This is a genomic window from Janibacter sp. UYMM211, from assembly GCF_040547045.1.
In the GTDB taxonomy this organism is placed as follows: domain Bacteria; phylum Actinomycetota; class Actinomycetes; order Actinomycetales; family Dermatophilaceae; genus Marihabitans; species Marihabitans melonis.
Window position 1 is genome coordinate 274,886 of record NZ_JBEPOY010000002.1, and the last position, 15,960, is coordinate 290,845.

Annotated in this window: 16 protein-coding genes and 1 tRNA gene; 13 read left to right on the forward strand and 4 right to left on the reverse strand. The window is 72.8% G+C overall.

The features are described 5' to 3' along the window. Positions 1 to 38 precede the first annotated feature (38 nt). Positions 39 to 665 (forward strand): TetR/AcrR family transcriptional regulator, encoded by a 627-nt coding sequence (locus ABIB53_RS06440; RefSeq protein WP_354587563.1) that lies wholly within the window; start codon positions 39 to 41, stop codon positions 663 to 665. 15 nt (positions 666 to 680) lie between these two features. Here ABIB53_RS06440 and ABIB53_RS06445 read toward each other — a convergent pair whose 3' ends face one another. Continuing rightward, on the reverse strand, positions 681 to 1,280 hold the full coding sequence (locus ABIB53_RS06445) for a DUF4126 domain-containing protein (protein ID WP_068273149.1): 600 nt from the start codon (positions 1,278 to 1,280) through the stop codon (positions 681 to 683). A gap of 109 nt (positions 1,281 to 1,389) precedes the next feature. On the opposite strand from ABIB53_RS06445, the gene metG reads away from it, so the two are divergent. From metG to ABIB53_RS06475, 6 genes are all read left to right on the forward strand, one after another. Next, positions 1,390 to 3,204: a methionine--tRNA ligase gene (gene metG, locus ABIB53_RS06450; RefSeq protein ID WP_201465595.1), complete on the forward strand. Its 1,815-nt coding sequence runs from the start codon at positions 1,390 to 1,392 to the stop codon at positions 3,202 to 3,204. Positions 3,205 to 3,209: 5 nt separating this feature from the next. Next, positions 3,210 to 4,082 carry a TatD family hydrolase gene (locus ABIB53_RS06455; protein WP_354587564.1) on the forward strand — a complete coding sequence of 291 codons (873 nt, stop codon included), beginning with the start codon at positions 3,210 to 3,212 and terminating at the stop codon, positions 4,080 to 4,082. A 196-nt stretch (positions 4,083 to 4,278) separates the two neighbouring features. Beyond that, the gene (locus ABIB53_RS06460; protein ID WP_354587565.1) at positions 4,279 to 5,484 is read left to right on the forward strand and encodes a resuscitation-promoting factor; all 1,206 of its coding nucleotides are present in this window, start codon (positions 4,279 to 4,281) and stop codon (positions 5,482 to 5,484) included. Positions 5,485 to 5,625: 141 nt separating this feature from the next. Next, positions 5,626 to 6,492: a 16S rRNA (adenine(1518)-N(6)/adenine(1519)-N(6))-dimethyltransferase RsmA gene (gene rsmA, locus ABIB53_RS06465; protein WP_123091252.1), complete on the forward strand. Its 867-nt coding sequence runs from the start codon at positions 5,626 to 5,628 to the stop codon at positions 6,490 to 6,492. Further along, the gene (locus ABIB53_RS06470) at positions 6,489 to 7,424 is read left to right on the forward strand and encodes a 4-(cytidine 5'-diphospho)-2-C-methyl-D-erythritol kinase (protein ID WP_354587567.1); all 936 of its coding nucleotides are present in this window, start codon (positions 6,489 to 6,491) and stop codon (positions 7,422 to 7,424) included. Before rsmA ends, ABIB53_RS06470 begins: the two co-directional genes overlap by 4 nt. Continuing rightward, the gene (locus tag ABIB53_RS06475) at positions 7,424 to 9,241 is read left to right on the forward strand and encodes an ABC-F family ATP-binding cassette domain-containing protein (RefSeq protein ID WP_354587568.1); all 1,818 of its coding nucleotides are present in this window, start codon (positions 7,424 to 7,426) and stop codon (positions 9,239 to 9,241) included. Before ABIB53_RS06470 ends, ABIB53_RS06475 begins: the two co-directional genes overlap by 1 nt. Before the next feature lie 12 nt (positions 9,242 to 9,253). Here ABIB53_RS06475 and ABIB53_RS06480 read toward each other — a convergent pair whose 3' ends face one another. Continuing rightward, on the reverse strand, positions 9,254 to 9,760 hold the full coding sequence (locus tag ABIB53_RS06480; RefSeq protein WP_275898487.1) for a MarR family winged helix-turn-helix transcriptional regulator: 507 nt from the start codon (positions 9,758 to 9,760) through the stop codon (positions 9,254 to 9,256). An 84-nt stretch (positions 9,761 to 9,844) separates the two neighbouring features. Between ABIB53_RS06480 and ABIB53_RS06485 the strand changes: the two genes are divergently transcribed. From ABIB53_RS06485 to ABIB53_RS06495, 3 genes are all read left to right on the forward strand, one after another. Further along, positions 9,845 to 10,645, forward strand: a complete 801-nt coding sequence (locus ABIB53_RS06485; RefSeq protein ID WP_354587569.1) for a methyltransferase domain-containing protein — start codon at positions 9,845 to 9,847, stop codon at positions 10,643 to 10,645. Next, positions 10,645 to 11,004 (forward strand): VOC family protein, encoded by a 360-nt coding sequence (locus ABIB53_RS06490; protein ID WP_068273171.1) that lies wholly within the window; start codon positions 10,645 to 10,647, stop codon positions 11,002 to 11,004. Before ABIB53_RS06485 ends, ABIB53_RS06490 begins: the two co-directional genes overlap by 1 nt. 50 nt (positions 11,005 to 11,054) lie before the next feature. Further along, positions 11,055 to 11,133: transfer RNA gene (locus tag ABIB53_RS06495), tRNA-Gln, on the forward strand. A gap of 54 nt (positions 11,134 to 11,187) precedes the next feature. Here the strand turns inward: ABIB53_RS06495 and ABIB53_RS06500 are convergent. Then, a complete protein-coding gene (locus ABIB53_RS06500) occupies positions 11,188 to 11,748 on the reverse strand; it encodes an ArsR/SmtB family transcription factor (protein ID WP_354587571.1) in 561 nt (186 codons plus the stop codon). 65 nt (positions 11,749 to 11,813) lie between these two features. Here ABIB53_RS06500 and ABIB53_RS06505 point away from each other — a divergent pair, with 65 nt between their 5' ends. The 3 genes from ABIB53_RS06505 to ABIB53_RS06515 all read left to right on the forward strand — a co-directional run bounded on the left by ABIB53_RS06505 (position 11,814) and on the right by ABIB53_RS06515 (position 14,976). Continuing rightward, entirely contained in the window at positions 11,814 to 12,383 is a 570-nt protein-coding gene (locus tag ABIB53_RS06505; protein WP_354587572.1) for a dienelactone hydrolase family protein, read from the forward strand. A gap of 111 nt (positions 12,384 to 12,494) precedes the next feature. After that, complete coding sequence (gene glmU, locus ABIB53_RS06510; protein ID WP_123091245.1) at positions 12,495 to 13,949, forward strand: bifunctional UDP-N-acetylglucosamine diphosphorylase/glucosamine-1-phosphate N-acetyltransferase GlmU; 1,455 nt, start codon at positions 12,495 to 12,497, stop codon at positions 13,947 to 13,949. Positions 13,950 to 13,995: 46 nt separating this feature from the next. After that, positions 13,996 to 14,976: a ribose-phosphate diphosphokinase gene (locus ABIB53_RS06515; protein WP_123091244.1), complete on the forward strand. Its 981-nt coding sequence runs from the start codon at positions 13,996 to 13,998 to the stop codon at positions 14,974 to 14,976. Between the two features lie 84 nt (positions 14,977 to 15,060). Here the strand turns inward: ABIB53_RS06515 and ABIB53_RS06520 are convergent, their stop codons facing one another. Next, entirely contained in the window at positions 15,061 to 15,942 is an 882-nt protein-coding gene (locus ABIB53_RS06520) for a DUF559 domain-containing protein (RefSeq protein ID WP_354587574.1), read from the reverse strand. Positions 15,943 to 15,960: the final 18 nt, after the last annotated feature.

Consider the following 15,960-nt stretch of genomic DNA (forward strand, 5'->3'; position numbering starts at 1 on the left):
GTCACGAGGTCGAGCACCTGAGGCAGGAGGGCGGCCCCGTGACCCCGACAGACATCTCCTCCGCGCGCCACGCGGCGCTGTCACCGCGCATGCGCGAGATCGTCGACGCCGGGATCGAGGTCACCGCGCGCGGTGGTCTGCGCGGCCTGACGCACCGAGCCGTCGACGCGGAGGCGGGCCTGCCACCGGGCAGCACGTCGAGCTACCTGCGCACCCGGCTCGCCCTCACCGTGGCGGTCACCGAGCGGGTCATGGCGATCTTCGACGAGAGCGTCACCGGCCTGGCCCACCGTCTCGACGCGCGTCCTCTCACCGACGAGCAGGTCGTCGGCGAGGTCATCGAGCTCTTCGCCAGCTGGCTGGCCCATCCCGCGCTCCTCCTCGCCCGCCAGGAGCTCGCCGCCGAGGCCAACCGGCACCCCGAGGTAGCCCGAGTCGTGTGCCCGGCGCGGGACACGACCGAAGAGCTCATCGCCGTCATGCTCGAGCGGCTCGGCGCCCCGCAGCCCGAGGTCCGCGCGCGGGCCGTCCTGGCCGCGGGCGAAGGGGTGCTCAGCGCGGCGATGTCCTACCCCGAGGACATCCGCGGCGACTACGCCCGCACCGTCATGCGCACGATCGTCGAGGCCTTCGCGACGACCGAGCGCTCGCTGCGCGCGGTCTGAGCCGCCCCCCTTCGCCTAGACGGCCACCCGCCGCCCGGCCCGCCGGCGGCGCAGCCGCAGCCAGGCCCGGGCGACCCACCAGACCATCACGGCGAGCACGACGAGCACGACGACGACGAGCACCGGCGCGAAGACCGCGAGCAGGCTCACGGTGATCGCGGCGCCGTCCTCGGCGGTCGAGACCACCGGGGCTCCCAGGCCCGCGGTGCCGGCGTTGACGACGGGGCGGGCGGCCGCCTTCGTGCCGTGCACGACGGCGGCGACGACGATGCCCAGGACGACGCCGACCCAGGGGTTCTCCTGCATGAAGGCCGAGCCGTCGAGGTCCTGGGCGCTCGCGGCCGCGGCACCCATGAGCCCGCCCATCCCGGGGCGGATGGCGGTCTGGACGGCGTCGTTGAGCGAGTCCACCGCAGGGATCTTGTCGAGCGTCATCTCGGTGAGCAGGAGCACCGCGCCGATGCCGATCGCCCACCACGACTGCATCCACTCCCAGCCCGCCGGGAGGGCGACGACGTCGGTGAAGCGCGCGAGCAGGGCCATGACGAGGAAGGGGACGTAGGCGTTGAGCCCGGCGGCCGCGGACAGCCCCATGCCGGTGAGAGCAGCGATCACGAGGTCACCTCGAGGTCGGGCGGCGCCGGTGCGGTCCCGCGTCTGGTGCCAGAACGCTACGCGCAGACGGCGTCATCCCGGGGGAGGGGCGCCGCCTAGGATTGCCGTCATGAAGGTCCTCTCCGCTGTCGCCTGGCCCTACGCGAACGGCCCCCGGCACCTCGGCCACGTCGCCGGTTTCGCCGTCCCGTCCGACGTCTTCAGCAGGTACATGCGCATGGCGGGGCACGACGTGCTCATGGTGAGCGGCTCCGACGAGCACGGCACCCCGATCCTCGTCCTCGCCGACAAGGAGGGCACGACGGCCCGCGACCTCGTCGACCGCAACCACGCGATCATCGCCGGCGAGCTCACCGACCTCGGCTGCTCCTACGACCTGTACACCCGCACGACGACGGCCAACCACACGGCGGTCGCCCAGGAGCTCTTCGAGCGCTGCTGGGAGAACGGCTACATGGTCGAGCAGACCCAGAAGGGCGCGATCTCGCCGTCGACCGGGCGCACCCTGCCCGACCGCTACATCGAGGGCACCTGCCCGATCTGCGGCTACGAGGACGCCCGCGGCGACCAGTGCGACAACTGCGGGAACCAGCTCGAGCCCGAGGACCTCATCTCGCCGCGCAGCAAGATCGACGGCGAGACCCCGCAGTTCGTCGAGACGCAGCACTTCTTCCTCGACCTCCCCGCGCTCGCCGACTCCCTGCGGGCCTGGCTCGAGGAGCGCGAGGCGTCGGGCACGTGGCGCCCGAACGTCATCAAGTTCAGCCTCAACATCCTCGAGGACATCCGTCCGCGCGCGATGACGCGTGACATCGACTGGGGCATCCCGGTGCCGCTCGACGGCTGGCGCGACAACCCGAGCAAGCGGCTCTACGTGTGGTTCGACGCGGTCGTCGGCTACCTCTCGGCGTCGGTGGAGTGGGCGCGCCGCATCGGCGAGCCCGAGCGGTGGCGCGAGTGGTGGGTCGACGGCGCGGTCCCCGACGCCCAGGAGTCGTACTACTTCATGGGCAAGGACAACATCACCTTCCACTCCCAGATCTGGCCCGCCGAGCTCCTCGCGTACGCCGGCCGGGGGACGAAGGGGGGAGAGCCCGGCGACTTCGGCGTGCTCAACCTGCCGACGGAGGTCGTCTCGAGCGAGTACCTCACGATGGAGGGGAAGCAGTTCTCCACCTCGCGCGGGTACGTCATCTACATCCGCGACGTCCTCGAGAAGTACGGCCCGGACGCGATCCGGTACTACATCTGCGCGGCCGGCCCGGAGAGCCAGGACGCGAACTTCACCTGGGCCGACTTCGTCCAGCGCAACAACTCCGAGCTCGTCGCCGGCTGGGGCAACCTCGTCAACCGCACCGCGTCGATGATCGCCAAGAGCTTCGGCGAGATCCCTGCGCCGGGCACCCTCGAGCCGGTCGACGAGGCGATCCGCGAGCGCACGCTCGCCGCCTTCGACGAGGTCGGCTCGCTGCTCGAGCGCCAGCGGATCAAGGCCGCGGTCGCCGCCGCGATGCGCGCCGTCGGCGAGGTCAACAAGTACGTCACGGACACCGAGCCCTTCCGGCTCAAGGGCGAGGACCAGCGCGAGCGGCTCGCGACGGTGCTGCACACGCTCGTGCAGTGCGTGAGCGACCTCAACACGATGCTCGCGCCGGTCCTGCCGCACTCGTCGAACGTCGTCCACGGCGTCATCGGCGGCGAGGGCGCCTTCATGCCGATGCCCGAGCTGCGCGAGGTCACGGGTCTCGACGCCGGCGACGAGGGTCGCACCTACCCGGTGATCACGGGTGAGTACAGCTCGACCCCCGCGTGGGGGTCCCGGCCGGTGCGCGTGGGAGCCCCGGTCGCCAAGCCGACCCCGGTCTTCACCAAGCTCGACGAGTCGGTGGTCAGCGAGGAGCTCGCCGAGGTCGAGGGCGCCTGAGCCCGATGGCCCCTCACGACCGCTCGCACGGCGAGCCCGCGCCCGTCCCCGACCCGCTCCCGGTGCCCGTCGTCGACAACCACACGCACCTCGACATCGTCCGCGACGACCTGCCGGAGCCGCTCGTGGCCGACGGGCACGAGCGCGTCGCCGGGGCGCTCGCGCTCGCGGCGAGCGTCGGCGTGGACCGCGTCGTGCAGGTGGGGTGCGACCTCGAGAGCGCCCGCTGGACGGTGTCGGTCCTCGACGACCACCCGGCGATGCTCGGCGCCGTCGCCCTGCACCCCAACGAGGCTCCTCGCCTCGCGGCCCAGGGCGCGCTCGGCGAGGCCCAGACCGAGATCGAGGCGCTCGCCGCCCACCCCCGCGTCCGGGCGATCGGCGAGACCGGGCTCGACTACTTCCGCACCGGCGAGGACGGGGTGGCCGCGCAGCACGACTCCTTCCGCTGGCACATCGACCTGGCCAAGCGCACCGGCAAGGCCCTGCAGATCCACGACCGCGACAGCCACGACGACGTCCTGCGCATCCTCGCCGAGGAGGGCGCGCCCGAGCGCACCGTCCTGCACTGCTTCAGCGGTGACGTCGCGATGGCCCGCGAGTGCGCGGAGCGGGGCTACTACCTCTCCGTCGCCGGGACCGTGACCTTCAAGAACGCCCGGGGCCTGCGCGACGCGGTCGCGATCACCCCGCTCGACCGGCTCCTCGTCGAGACCGACGCGCCCTACCTCACCCCGTCGCCCTACCGCGGGTCGGCCAACGCCAGCTATCTCGTGCCGCACACCGTGCGGCGGATGGCCGACCTGCTCTCGGTGGACGTCGCGACCCTCTGCGCGACCCTCTCGGACACCTCGGAGACGGTCTACGGACCCTGGTGAGGTGGCCGTTCGTCGCGCTCCCGTTATCAAAACTTGACCTTCGACCGGCTCGCAGTGCACCGTAGATGACTGATGGCCGGGGCCGGTTCCCCTGACAGCGCCTCGACCACCGTCGGTCCACGCCCGTGCTCAGCACGGGCGTGCTCGTGCGGGAGGCGCTGCACCGGTGCCCGGGACGCACGACGAAGGATCACTCTTGTCTTCAACCGCGGTTCGCCGTATCACCCAGGCCGGCGTCGTCGGCGCTCTCGTGCTCGGCGTCTCCGGAGTCGCCGTCATGGACAAGTCCGTCGCGCTCGACGTCGACGGCCAGCAGAGCTCGGCCCACGCCTTCGGCGGCACGGTCGCCGACGTCCTGGACAAGCAGGGCGTCGACCTCGGCGAGCGCGACCAGGTCACCCCGTCGCTCGACACCCCCGTCGCGGACGGCCAGGAGATCGTCGTGCGGTACGCCCGCCAGCTGACGATCACCGTCGACGGCGAGAAGAAGACCTACTGGACGACGGCGAGCACCGTCGGCGAGGCGATGGACCAGCTCGGTCTGCGCGGCGAGGGCGCGATCCTGTCCGCCTCGCGCAGCAGGAGCGTCGGCCGTGACGGCCTCGCCTTCTCCATGGCCACCCCGAAGGACGTCACCCTCGTCGTCGGCGGCAAGAAGTCCGCCAAGACGACTACCGGCCAGAACGTCAGCCAGGCGCTGCGCGGCATGGAGGTCACGGTCGACGGCAACGACCAGATCAAGCCCGGCAAGTGGGCCGACGTCACCAACGGCATGACCATCCGCGTCGACAAGGTCGACCGCAAGGGCACGAGTCGCACCGTGGCCATCCCCTTCGACACGGTCGTCGAGAAGGACTCCTCGCTCACGGTCGGCACGACGAAGGTCAAGACCGAGGGCAGCGCCGGGTCGCGCACCAACCGCTACACGGTGACCTACAAGAACGGCAAGCCCGTCTTCACCAAGCGCACGGGCAGCACGGTCACCGCGAACCCCGTCGACCGCGTCGTGCTCCAGGGCACCAAGCCCAAGCCGCAGCCCAAGCCGGCGCCGGCCCCCGAGCCCGCGCCGGAGCCCTCGGCCCCGAGCACCCCCGCCCCGAAGCCCTCGACGCCGAGCCCGGCGCCGACGACGACGAAGAGCAGCGGCGCGGGTCTCGACACCTCGAACGCTGCGATGTGGGACCGGATCGCCCAGTGCGAGTCGACCGGCAACTGGTCGATCAACTCGGGCAACGGCTACTACGGCGGCCTGCAGTTCGACATCCAGACCTGGCTCGGTGCCGGCGGTGGCGACTTCGCCCAGCGCGCCGACCTCGCCAGCCGCGAGCAGCAGATCACCGTGGCCAACCGCGTCTACGCCGACCGTGGCCTGCAGCCCTGGGGCTGCGCCCACGCGGCCTGACCGCAGCACCACCGCAGCGACCCCCGTCGACCACCCGGTCGGCGGGGGTCGCCGCGTCCCCGCCGCCGCTCCGGGCGCGACGCAGCGGCCCTCGGACCACGCAGGACGGCCCACGCCCGCGCAGGCCGTAGGGTTCGGGGCATGACCGGCTCGGACGTGCAGCTCCTCGGCGCCGCGGCGATCCGCGAGCTCGCCGGGCGGCTCGGGGTGGCCCCCACCAAGCAGTGGGGGCAGAACTTCGTCGTCGACGCCAACACCGTGCGCCGCATCGTGCGGGCCGGTGACGTCGGCGCGCAGGACGTCGTCGTCGAGGTCGGGCCCGGTCTGGGCTCCCTGACCCTCGCCCTGCTCGAGCAGGCGCGCCGGGTCGTCGCCATCGAGATCGACCCCCGCCTGGCCCGGGCCCTGCCCGAGACCGTCGCGGCGATGGCACCGTCGCGGGCCGACGACCTCGAGGTCGTCCACGGCGACGCCCTGAGGGTCGCCGAGCTGCCCGGACCGGCGCCGACCGCTCTCGTGGCGAACCTGCCCTACAACGTCTCCGTGCCCGTCGTGCTCCACCTGCTCGCGACCTTCCCGAGCATCGAGCGGGTGCTCGTCATGGTCCAGCTCGAGGTCGCCGAGCGGCTGGCCGCCCGGCCCGGGTCGCGCACGTACGGCGTGCCGAGCGTCAAGGCCGCCTGGTACGGCGACGTGCGGCTGGCCGGCACCGTCTCGCGGAGCATCTTCTGGCCGGTGCCCAACGTCGACTCCGGTCTCGTGCGCATCGACCGGCGCGAGCCACCGGCGGTCGAGGTGAGCCGCGCCGAGGTCTTCGCGTGCGTCGACGCCGCTTTCGCCCAGCGCCGCAAGACCCTGCGCGCGGCACTCAAGGGCTGGGCCGGCTCGGCCGACGCCGCCGAGGCCGCCCTCGTCGAGGCGGGCATCGACCCCCGGACCCGTGGCGAGCAGCTCGACGTCGAGCAGTTCGCGGCCCTGGCCGCCGCCCGCACTAGGGTGACCGCATGACCTCGGTGCTCGAGACGGCCTCCGCCGTCACCGCTCGGGCGCCCGCGAAGGTCAACCTCGAGCTCGGCGTGGGGGCGCTGCGCCCCGACGGCTTCCACACCCTGTCGACCGTCTACCAGGCCGTCGGCGTCTTCGAGGAGGTCACGGTCGCGACCGCCGACGAGTGGGGCGTGAGCGTGCGCGGTCGCGACGCCGAGCTCGTGCCCACCGACGAGAGCAATCTCGCGCTGCGCGCTGCGATGATCCTCGCCGAGCGCGCCGCCGTCGAGCCGGTGCATGTTTCGATCCACAAGGACATCCCCGTCGCGGGCGGGATGGCCGGCGGCTCCGCCGACGCGGCCGCCACCCTCGTCGCCTGCGACGCCCTGTGGGACCTCGGCCTCGGCCGCTCGGGCCTGGACCCGATCGCCGCCGAGCTCGGCAGCGACGTCCCCTTCCTCCTGCACGGCGGAACGGCCGTGGGCTCCGGCCGCGGCGAGCTCGTCACCCCCGTGCTCGCGCGGGGCAGCTACCACTGGGTCTTCGTGCCGACGCCGGCCTGGGGGCTGTCGACGCCCGAGGTCTACGCAGCCTTCGACGAGCTCTCCGCCGGTCACGACGTGCCCGAGCCGGAGCCGAGCCCGGCGATGATGGCCGCGCTGCGCCAGGGCGAGCCCGAGGCGCTCGGCGCCGTGCTGTCCAACGACCTCCAGGCCGCCGCCGTGCGCCTGCAGCCCCAGATCGGCGACGTCATCGACGCCGCGATGTCCTTCGGTGCCCTGGGCGCGATCGTCTCCGGGTCCGGCCCGACCGTCGCGCTGCTCGCCGCCGGGCAGGAGGGGGCGATCGACCTCGCCGTCTCGCTCACCGCCTCGGGCGCGGCCGCCGACGTCATCCGGGCGATCGGCCCGGTCGCCGGCGCTCACGTCATCCCCGCCCCCCGACTCACCTGATGGCCAACCTCCTCTCCCTCGAGCGCGGCCGTCTGGCGCTCGGGACGGCGCAGCTGCTCGACGGGATCACGCTGGGCATCAACGAGGGCGCCCGCATCGGCGTCGTCGGGCGCAACGGCGGCGGCAAGTCGACCCTCCTGCGCGTCCTCGCCGGTGAGCTCGAGCTCGACGACGGCCGGCTGACGCGCAACTCGGTGACGACGGTCCGCCTGCTGTCGCAGGCCGACGTCCTCTCGCCCTCCGCCACGGTGCGCGAGGTCGTCCTCGGCGGTCTCGCCGAGCACGAGTGGGCGGGCGACCCCCGGGTGCGTGACGTCCTCGATGGCCTCCTCGGTGGTCACGAGGGCGAAGGGGTCGGCGGTCTGGACGCGACGATCGGCCCGATGTCCGGCGGCGAGCGCCGCCGCGTCGCGCTCGCGGCCGCCCTCGTCGAGGACCCCGACGTCCTCATGCTCGACGAGCCGACCAACCACCTCGACGTCGAGGGGGTCGCCTGGCTCGCCGACCACCTCACCCGGCAGCGCGCCGCGCGCGGCAAGGCGCTCGTGACGATCACCCACGACCGGTGGTTCCTCGACGCCGTCGCCGACCGGACGTGGGAGGTCATCGACGGGCGCGTCGAGCAGTACGAGGGCGGGTACGCCGCGTACGTGCTCGCCAAGGCCGAGCGCCAGCGGATCGCCGCGGTGACCGCCGAGCGGCGCGACAACCTCCTGCGCAAGGAGCTCGCCTGGCTGCGCCGCGGCCCGCCCGCGCGCACCTCCAAGCCGAAGTTCCGCATCGACGCCGCGAACGCGCTCATCGCCGACGAGCCGCCGCCGCGCGACGACGTCGAGCTCGTGCGCTTCGCGTCGACCCGACTGGGCAAGGACGTCGTCGACCTCCTCGACGTCACCGTCACCGTCGGCGAGCGCACCCTGCTCGACCGGGTCACCTGGCATCTCGCGCCGGGGGAGCGCGTCGGCGTCGTCGGCGTCAACGGCGCGGGCAAGTCGACGCTGCTGCGCGTGATCGGCGGGGAGATCCCGCTCGACTCCGGCAAGCGCAAGGAGGGCGTCACCGTCCAGGTCGCTCACCTCTCGCAGGAGGTGCGCGAGCTCGACCGCCTGCGCGAGCACCGCGTCATCGAGGCGGTCGAGGAGATCCGCAAGGTGACGATGCTCGACGGCAAGGAGGTCTCGGCCTCTCAGCTCGCCAAGCGCCTGGGCTTCAGCGGCGGGCGTCAGCAGACGCGTGTCGGCGACCTCTCCGGCGGCGAACGACGCCGCCTGCAGATCCTGCGCCTGCTCATGTCCGAGCCGAACGTCCTGCTCCTCGACGAGCCGACGAACGACCTCGACATCGAGACGCTCACCCAGCTCGAGGACCTGCTCGACGGCTGGGCCGGCACGCTCGTCGTCGTCAGCCACGACCGCTACCTCCTCGAGCGCGTCGCGGACCACCAGGTCGCGCTCCTCGGCGACGGGCGGGTGCGTCAGCTGCCCGGCGGGGTCGAGGAGTACCTGCAGCTGCGCGGCGCCGCCGGACCGGCCGCGGCGATGCGCGGGTCCACGGCACCCGCCCCGGCCGCTGCGTCGGCCCCGGTGGTCGACGGGCCGAGCCCGGCCGAGGTGCGCGAGGCGCGCAAGGTCATGGCACGGGTCGAGAAGCAGCTGGCGAAGATCGAGGAGCGCGAGGCGAAGGTCCACGCGCAGATGGCCGAGCAGGCCGGGGACCACCAGCGCCTGCGCGAGCTGCACGAGACCCTGCGAGCGGCTGCCCAGGAGCGCGAGAGCCTCGAGCTCGAGTGGCTGGAGGCCGCCGACGTCGTCGGCTGACCCCCCGTCGTCCTAGCCCTCGAAGGGGGCGAGGAGGCGGCGCAGCTGCGCGACGAGGTCGGCCTGGTCGCCCGGACCGAGGTCGGCGAGGATGTCGCGCTCGCGCTCGAGCAGGTCGGCCAGGGCGGCGTCGACGGCGGTGCGCCCGTCGTCGGTGAGCCGGACGATGACGCTGCGACGGTCCCGCGGGGACGGTGCGCGCTCGACCCAGCCGCGGGCGGTGAGCCGGTCGATCCGGTTGGTCATCGTGCCGCTCGTGACGAGCGTGGCCCGCACGAGGTCACCGGGGGAGAGCTCGTAGGGCGGGCCGGCGCGGCGCAGCGTCGACAGGACGTCGAACTCCCAGCCGTCCATCCCGTGGCGGGCGAAGGCGCTGGACCGGTCGAGGTCGAGCCGGCGGGCCAGCCGCGAGATGCGCGACATGACGTGCATCGGCTCGGGGTCGAGGTCGGGGCGCTCACGACGCCAGGCGTCGACGATCTCGTCGACGTCGTCGTGGATGGGGTGACGTTCGGGCACCCGTCAAGAATACGGCCTGCCAAGTATCTTCACGTCGAGAGACATCTCTCCTAGGATCGGGGCAGACGACGCAGGAGGCTGACGATGCCGAGCTGGGACCCCACGCTGTACGAGAAGTTCGCGAGCGAGCGGACACGACCCTTCGCCGATCTCACCGCCCGGGTGGGCGCGCGCGAGCCGCGGCTCGTCGCCGACCTCGGGTGCGGCAACGGGATCGCGACCCTCACCCTCGCGCAGCGCTGGCCCCGGGCCCGCGTCGTCGGGGTCGACAGCAGCACCTCGATGCTCGAGTCGGCCCGGGCGAAAGACCTCGACGGCCGCGTCGAGTGGGTCGAGGGCGATCTGTCGACGTGGACGCTCGTGTCGCTGGGCCAGGCGCCCGACGTCGTCGTGAGCAACGCGACGCTGCAGTGGGTGCCGGGCCACCTGCGCGTCGTCGAGGGCTGGGCCGACGCCCTCGCCCCCGACGGCTGGCTCGCGCTGCAGGTGCCGGGCAACTTCGCCTCGCCGACGCACGCGATCATGCGCGAGATGGCGGTCGCGCACCCACGGGCGGCCGAGCTCGAGGCCGCGACGAAGCGCTTCGGTGCGGGGGAGCCGAGCACCTACCTGCAGATCCTCGCCGGGCGCGGTCTCGAGGTCGACGCGTGGGAGACCACGTACACGCACGTCCTCGACCCGGCCGGTGAGCAGGACAACCCTGTCCTGGACTGGGTGAGCGGGACCGGGCTGCGCCCGATCCTCGACGTCCTCACCGACGACGAGGAGCGCTCGGCCTTCCTCGCCGAGTACGGCGAGCGCGTCGCCCAGGCCTACCCCCGCACCCCGGCCGGGGTGCTCCTGCCCTTCCGACGGGTCTTCGCCGTCGGCCACAAGGTCGCCTGATGGTCGCCGTCGGCCTCCACCACGTGCAGATCGCCTGCCCGCGGGGCAGCGAGGACGACCTGCGCGCCTTCTACGGCTCCGTGCTCGGTCTGCCCGAGGTCCCCAAGCCGCCCGTCCTCGCCGCCCGCGGAGGGGTCTGGTTCGCCGTCGGCGACCAGCAGCTGCACTGCGGTGTCGAGGAGGGCTTCGCGCCCGCCCGCAAGGCGCACCCGTGCCTGCTCGTCGAGGACGTCGACGAGGTGGCTGCGGCCGTCGAGGTCGCCGGCCGGCCCGTGCGGTGGGACGAGGCGATCCCCGGTGTCCGGCGCTTCCACACCGACGACCCGGTGGGCAACCGCGTCGAGATCCAGCAGGTCTGAGGGGTCGGCGACCCGTCAACTACCCTGGGGGCGCCGCCGCACGGCGGCGTTCCCCGGTTGGTCTGCCGGCAGGGCCCGCCTGACTTTGAATCAGGACAAGCGACGCAGGTTCGACTCCTGCCCGGGGAGCGCAGGTGCGGGCGCGTCGCGCCCGGGGCGTCCCCCCTTCGCCCGGGGTCCCGGTCAGGTCGGCGGGGGCAGTCGCGGGTGGTCGGTCGGGTAGATCCCGACCACGAAGCCGTACGTCGTCTCGCCGGAGCGCGGGAGGCGGTCGAAGTCGTCGACGAGCTCGCTCATCCGCTGCCAGAAGGCCGATGCCTGCTCGGGCGCGATGCGCGCGTGCCGGACGAAGCCCCACAGCTCGCCGCGCTCGAAGGCCGGTCCCGACTCGGCGGCCGCCACCTCGAAGTCGTTGAAGTCCCGCGGCATCTCCTCGCCCGACGAGCCCTGGGGGGCGACGTAGAAGAGTCGTGCTGTCCGCCCGTAGAGGCGCTCCTCGACGGCCCGGACGCGCCGGGTGCTCACGACCCGGAGCAGGTCGGCGCGCACGAGGACGGCGACGTGGTGGGCGACGGTGCTCTTCGGGCGGTCCAGGGCGCTCGCCAGCTCGGTCACCGACGCCGCGCGCTCGAGGAGCAGCTGGAGGATCGTCGTGCGCAGGGGGTGGGCGAGCGCACGCACCTGGGCGGGCTGCGTGAGCGCCATCCGGTCGGCGAGCTCGTGGCCCGGGGGGTTGTCCTCCATGCCGCACGAGACTACCGTCGTCGAACGTTCCACATCAGTGGATCATTCGTCGAGGAGGACGTCACATGACCGAGGTGCTGCTCTACCACCACATCCAGGGGCTGACGCCGGGCGTCGTCGCCTTCGCCGACGCCCTGCGCGAGGCGGGGCACACCGTGCACACGCCCGACCTCTTCGAGGGGCGGACCTTCGCGAGCATCGAGGAGGGCTTCGGGTACGCCCGCGAGGCCGGGCTCGACGTCGTGCGCCGCCGGGGTGCCGACGCCGTCGACGGGCTGGGGGAGGCGCTCGTCTACGCCGGGTTCTCCTTCGGCGTGACGATCGCCCAGCAGCTGGCCCAGACGCGACCCGGCGCCCGCGGCGCCCTGCTGCTCTGCTCGTGCATGCCCGTGGCCGAGTACGGGGAGCGGTGGCCGCAGGACGTACCCGTGCAGGTGCACGGCAAAGAGGGGGACGAGTTCTTCGACGAGGACCTGCCCGCCGCCCGCGAGCTCGTCGCGTCGAGCGAGCGGGCCGAGCTCTTCGTCTACCCCGGCGACGAGCACCTCTTCGCCGACTCCTCGCTCGACGCCTACGACCCCGACGCGGCCGCGCTGCTGCTCGAGCGGGTCCGCGCCTTCCTCGCCCCGCTCTGAGGGGCGAAGGGGGGGCGCCTGACCTCGTCGGTTCGGCCGCTCCCTTCGCCCCTGGGTAGAGTGTCGAGGTCCCGACGGGACATCCCTGACCCGAGCAGCTGGGAGCAGCACGTGAGTGACGCCCGCCCGTCCGCCGTCATCATCCTCGCCGCCGGCGAGGGCACGAGGATGAAGAGCAAGACCCCGAAGGTCCTCCACCCGATCGGCGGCGACACCCTCCTCGGGCACGCGATGCGGGCGGCCAGCGGTGCTGGTGCCGACTCGACCGTCGTCGTCATCCGCCACCAGCGCGACCGGGTCGCGGCCTACGTCGAGGAGCGCAACGCCTCGTCGGGCACGCCGGTGATCGTCGCGGACCAGGACGAGGTCAAGGGCACCGGCCGTGCCGCCGAGTGCGGTCTCGACGCCCTGCCGGCGGACCTCACGGGCACCGTCGTCGTGACGATGGGCGACGTCCCGCTGCTCACCGCCGAGACGATCTCCGCCCTCACCGCCGCGCACGTCGAGGCCGGCGCGGTCGCGACCGTCATGACCTCCGTCCTCGAGGACGCGAAGATGTACGGCCGGATCATCCGCGGCGCCGACGGCTCGGTCGAGCGGATCGTCGAGTTCAAGGACGCGACGGAGCCCGAGCGCGCGGTCCGCGAGATCAACTCCGGCATCTACGCCTTCGACCTCGACGTGCTGCGTCGTCAGCTGCCGCGCGTCGGCACCGACAACGCGCAGGGCGAGAAGTACATCACCGACGTCATCGCGCTCGCCCGCGAGGAGGGCGGCCACGTCATCGCGCACGTCCTCGAGGACCTGTGGCAGACCGAGGGCGTCAACGACCGCACCCAGCTCGCCCAGCTCGGCCGGGTGCTCAACGACCGGGTCTGCGAGCGGCACATGCGGGCCGGCGTGACGATCGTCGACCCCGCGACGACGTGGATCGACGTCGACGTGACGATCGGCGCCGACACCGTGATCCGCCCGGGCACCCAGCTGCTCGGCGCGACGAGCATCGGCGAGGACGTCGTCGTCGGCCCCGACGTCACACTCGTCGACACCGAGGTCCACGACGGCGCCGAGGTCAAGCGTGCCGAGGCCCACCTCGCCGTCATCGGCGCCGGCGCGACCGTCGGCCCGTACAGCTACCTGCGCCCCGGCACCGAGCTCGGTGCGAAGGGCAAGATCGGCGGCTTCGTCGAGACGAAGAACGCGAAGATCGGCGACGGGGCCAAGGTCCCGCACCTCACCTACTGCGGCGACGCGGTCATCGGCGACGGGGCCAACATCGGCGCAGGCACGATCTTCGCCAACTACGACGGGGTGAGCAAGGGCCGCACGAACGTCGGGGCCCACTCCTTCGTCGGCAGCAACTCCGTCCTCGTCGCACCGCTCGACATCGCCGACGGCGCCTACGTCGCCGCCGGGTCCGCGATCACCGGGGCCGTCGAGCCCGGCCAGATCGCCATCGCCCGCGGCCAGCAGCGCAACGTCGACGGCTGGGTCGAGCGTCGCCGCGCCGGCACCGCGACCGCCCAGGCGGCGCAGGCGGCGCAGTCCGCCCCGCACACCAGCTGACCCCCTCCGCACACCCCCTGCAGCACCGCACGAAAGTCGAGGCACCGTGACCGGCATCCAGAAGACCCCCGAGAAGAACCTCATGGTCTTCTCCGGGCGCACCCACACCGCGCTCGCAGAAGAGGTCGCGGCCTCCCTGGGCACCGACCTCGTGCCCACGAGCGCCTACGAGTTCGCCAACGGCGAGATCTACGTGCGCTACGAGGAGTCGGTGCGTGGCTGCGACGCCTTCGTCATCCAGAGCCACGCGACGCCGATCAACGAGGCGATCATGGAGCAGCTCATCATGGTCGACGCCCTCAAGCGCGCGAGCGCGAAGCGGATCACCGTGGTGCAGCCCTTCTACGGCTACGGGCGTCAGGACAAGAAGCACAAGGGGCGCGAGCCGATCAGCGGCCGGCTCATGGCCGACCTCTTCAAGACCGCCGGTGCCGACCGGCTCATCTCGGTCGACCTGCACACCGACCAGATCCAGGGCTTCTTCGACGGCCCCGTCGACCACCTCATGGCGATGCCGATCCTCGCCCGCCACGTCCGCGAGAAGTACGGCGACCGGCAGCTCGCCGTCGTCTCCCCGGACGCCGGCCGGATCAAGGTCGCGGAGCAGTGGTCGCGCCAGCTCGGCGGGGCGCCGCTGGCCTTCATCCACAAGACGCGTGACATCTCGCGCCCGAACGAGACCGTCGCCAACCGCGTCGTCGGCGAGGTCGAGGGCCGTCTGTGCGTGCTCGTCGACGACATGATCGACACCGCCGGCACGATCACCAAGGCCGCCGACGCGATCATGGCCGAGGGCGCCGCGGGCGTCGTCATCGCCGCGACCCACCCGATCTTCTCCCCGCCGGCCGTCGAGCGGATGACCGCGTGCTCGGCCGAGGAGATCATCGTCACCAACACCCTCCCGCTGACGCCCGAGCAGCACTTCGAGGGGCTGACCGTCCTGTCGATCGCGCCGCTCATCTCGGCCGCCATCCGTGAGGTCTTCGAGGACGGGTCGGTGACCTCCCTCTTCGAGGGCCGCGCCTGACCTCCCTTCGCCCCACCTCGCAGAGGTGAGCACGAATCGCCGCTACGGCCAGGACGTAGCGGCGATTCGCGCTCACCCGGCCGCTCAGCCGAGCAGGCCCCGCAGCAGCGACACGAGGTCTGCGAGGCGAGACCCCCGGAGGTCGTCCGCAGTGATCCGCAGGACGCGCCAGCCGAGGGACTCGAGCCGTCGTACCCGGGTGATGTCCAGCCGCCACTGGGTCCGATCTGTCCGGTGGTGGTCGCCCTCGTACTCGACCACGACCTTCGCATCCGGCCAGACCAGGTCGCAGCAGGCCACCTCCTCGCCGTCGTCGGTGCAGATCCGCGCGTTGAGGAGCGGCTCCGGCAGGCCTGCCTGAGCGAGCGCGAGCCGCGTCCTCGTCTCCATCACCGAGCGTGACCCGACGCGGACGAGCGCAGCCGCGTCGCGCAGACGAGCCGATCCGAGACGCCGCGTGCGGGCGACCCGGTGCAAGCCAGCGAGCAGCTCGGGCCGACCGCGCACGACGCAGTCGCCGACGGCGACCAGGTCGTCGCGGGTCAGGCCCACGGCACCCAGGTCCGCCCACGTCTCAGCACGGGTCGTGACGGGCAGCCCGCGCACTGACGTCGTGGCCCGCGTCTCGAGACCACGGTGCCCGGTGATGCCGGGTCGGCGCACCTGAGCCTGCGCCGTGGGCCTGATGACGTGGAGCCGCTCGTCGGCGTCGGTCCAGGTCGGGAGGGGCAGAGCCCAGATCCGTGCGGCGGTGAGGTGCGAGTAGGCGAAGGGGGCGGGCAGCCCGAGTGCGACGGCGGCGAGCCGGGCGTCGCCGTCGAGGCGATCGAGGCTGTGGACCCCGTGGGTCACCGCGACGAGGTCACCTCGGCGCAGCCTCTGGTCGGCGACGCCGGCGACGCCGGCATCAGCGCTCGTGAAGGCCCGTCCCAGTGACCTGGGGAGCGGCCGCGGTGCGCGGGGCATGCCCTCGATGGTGCCGAG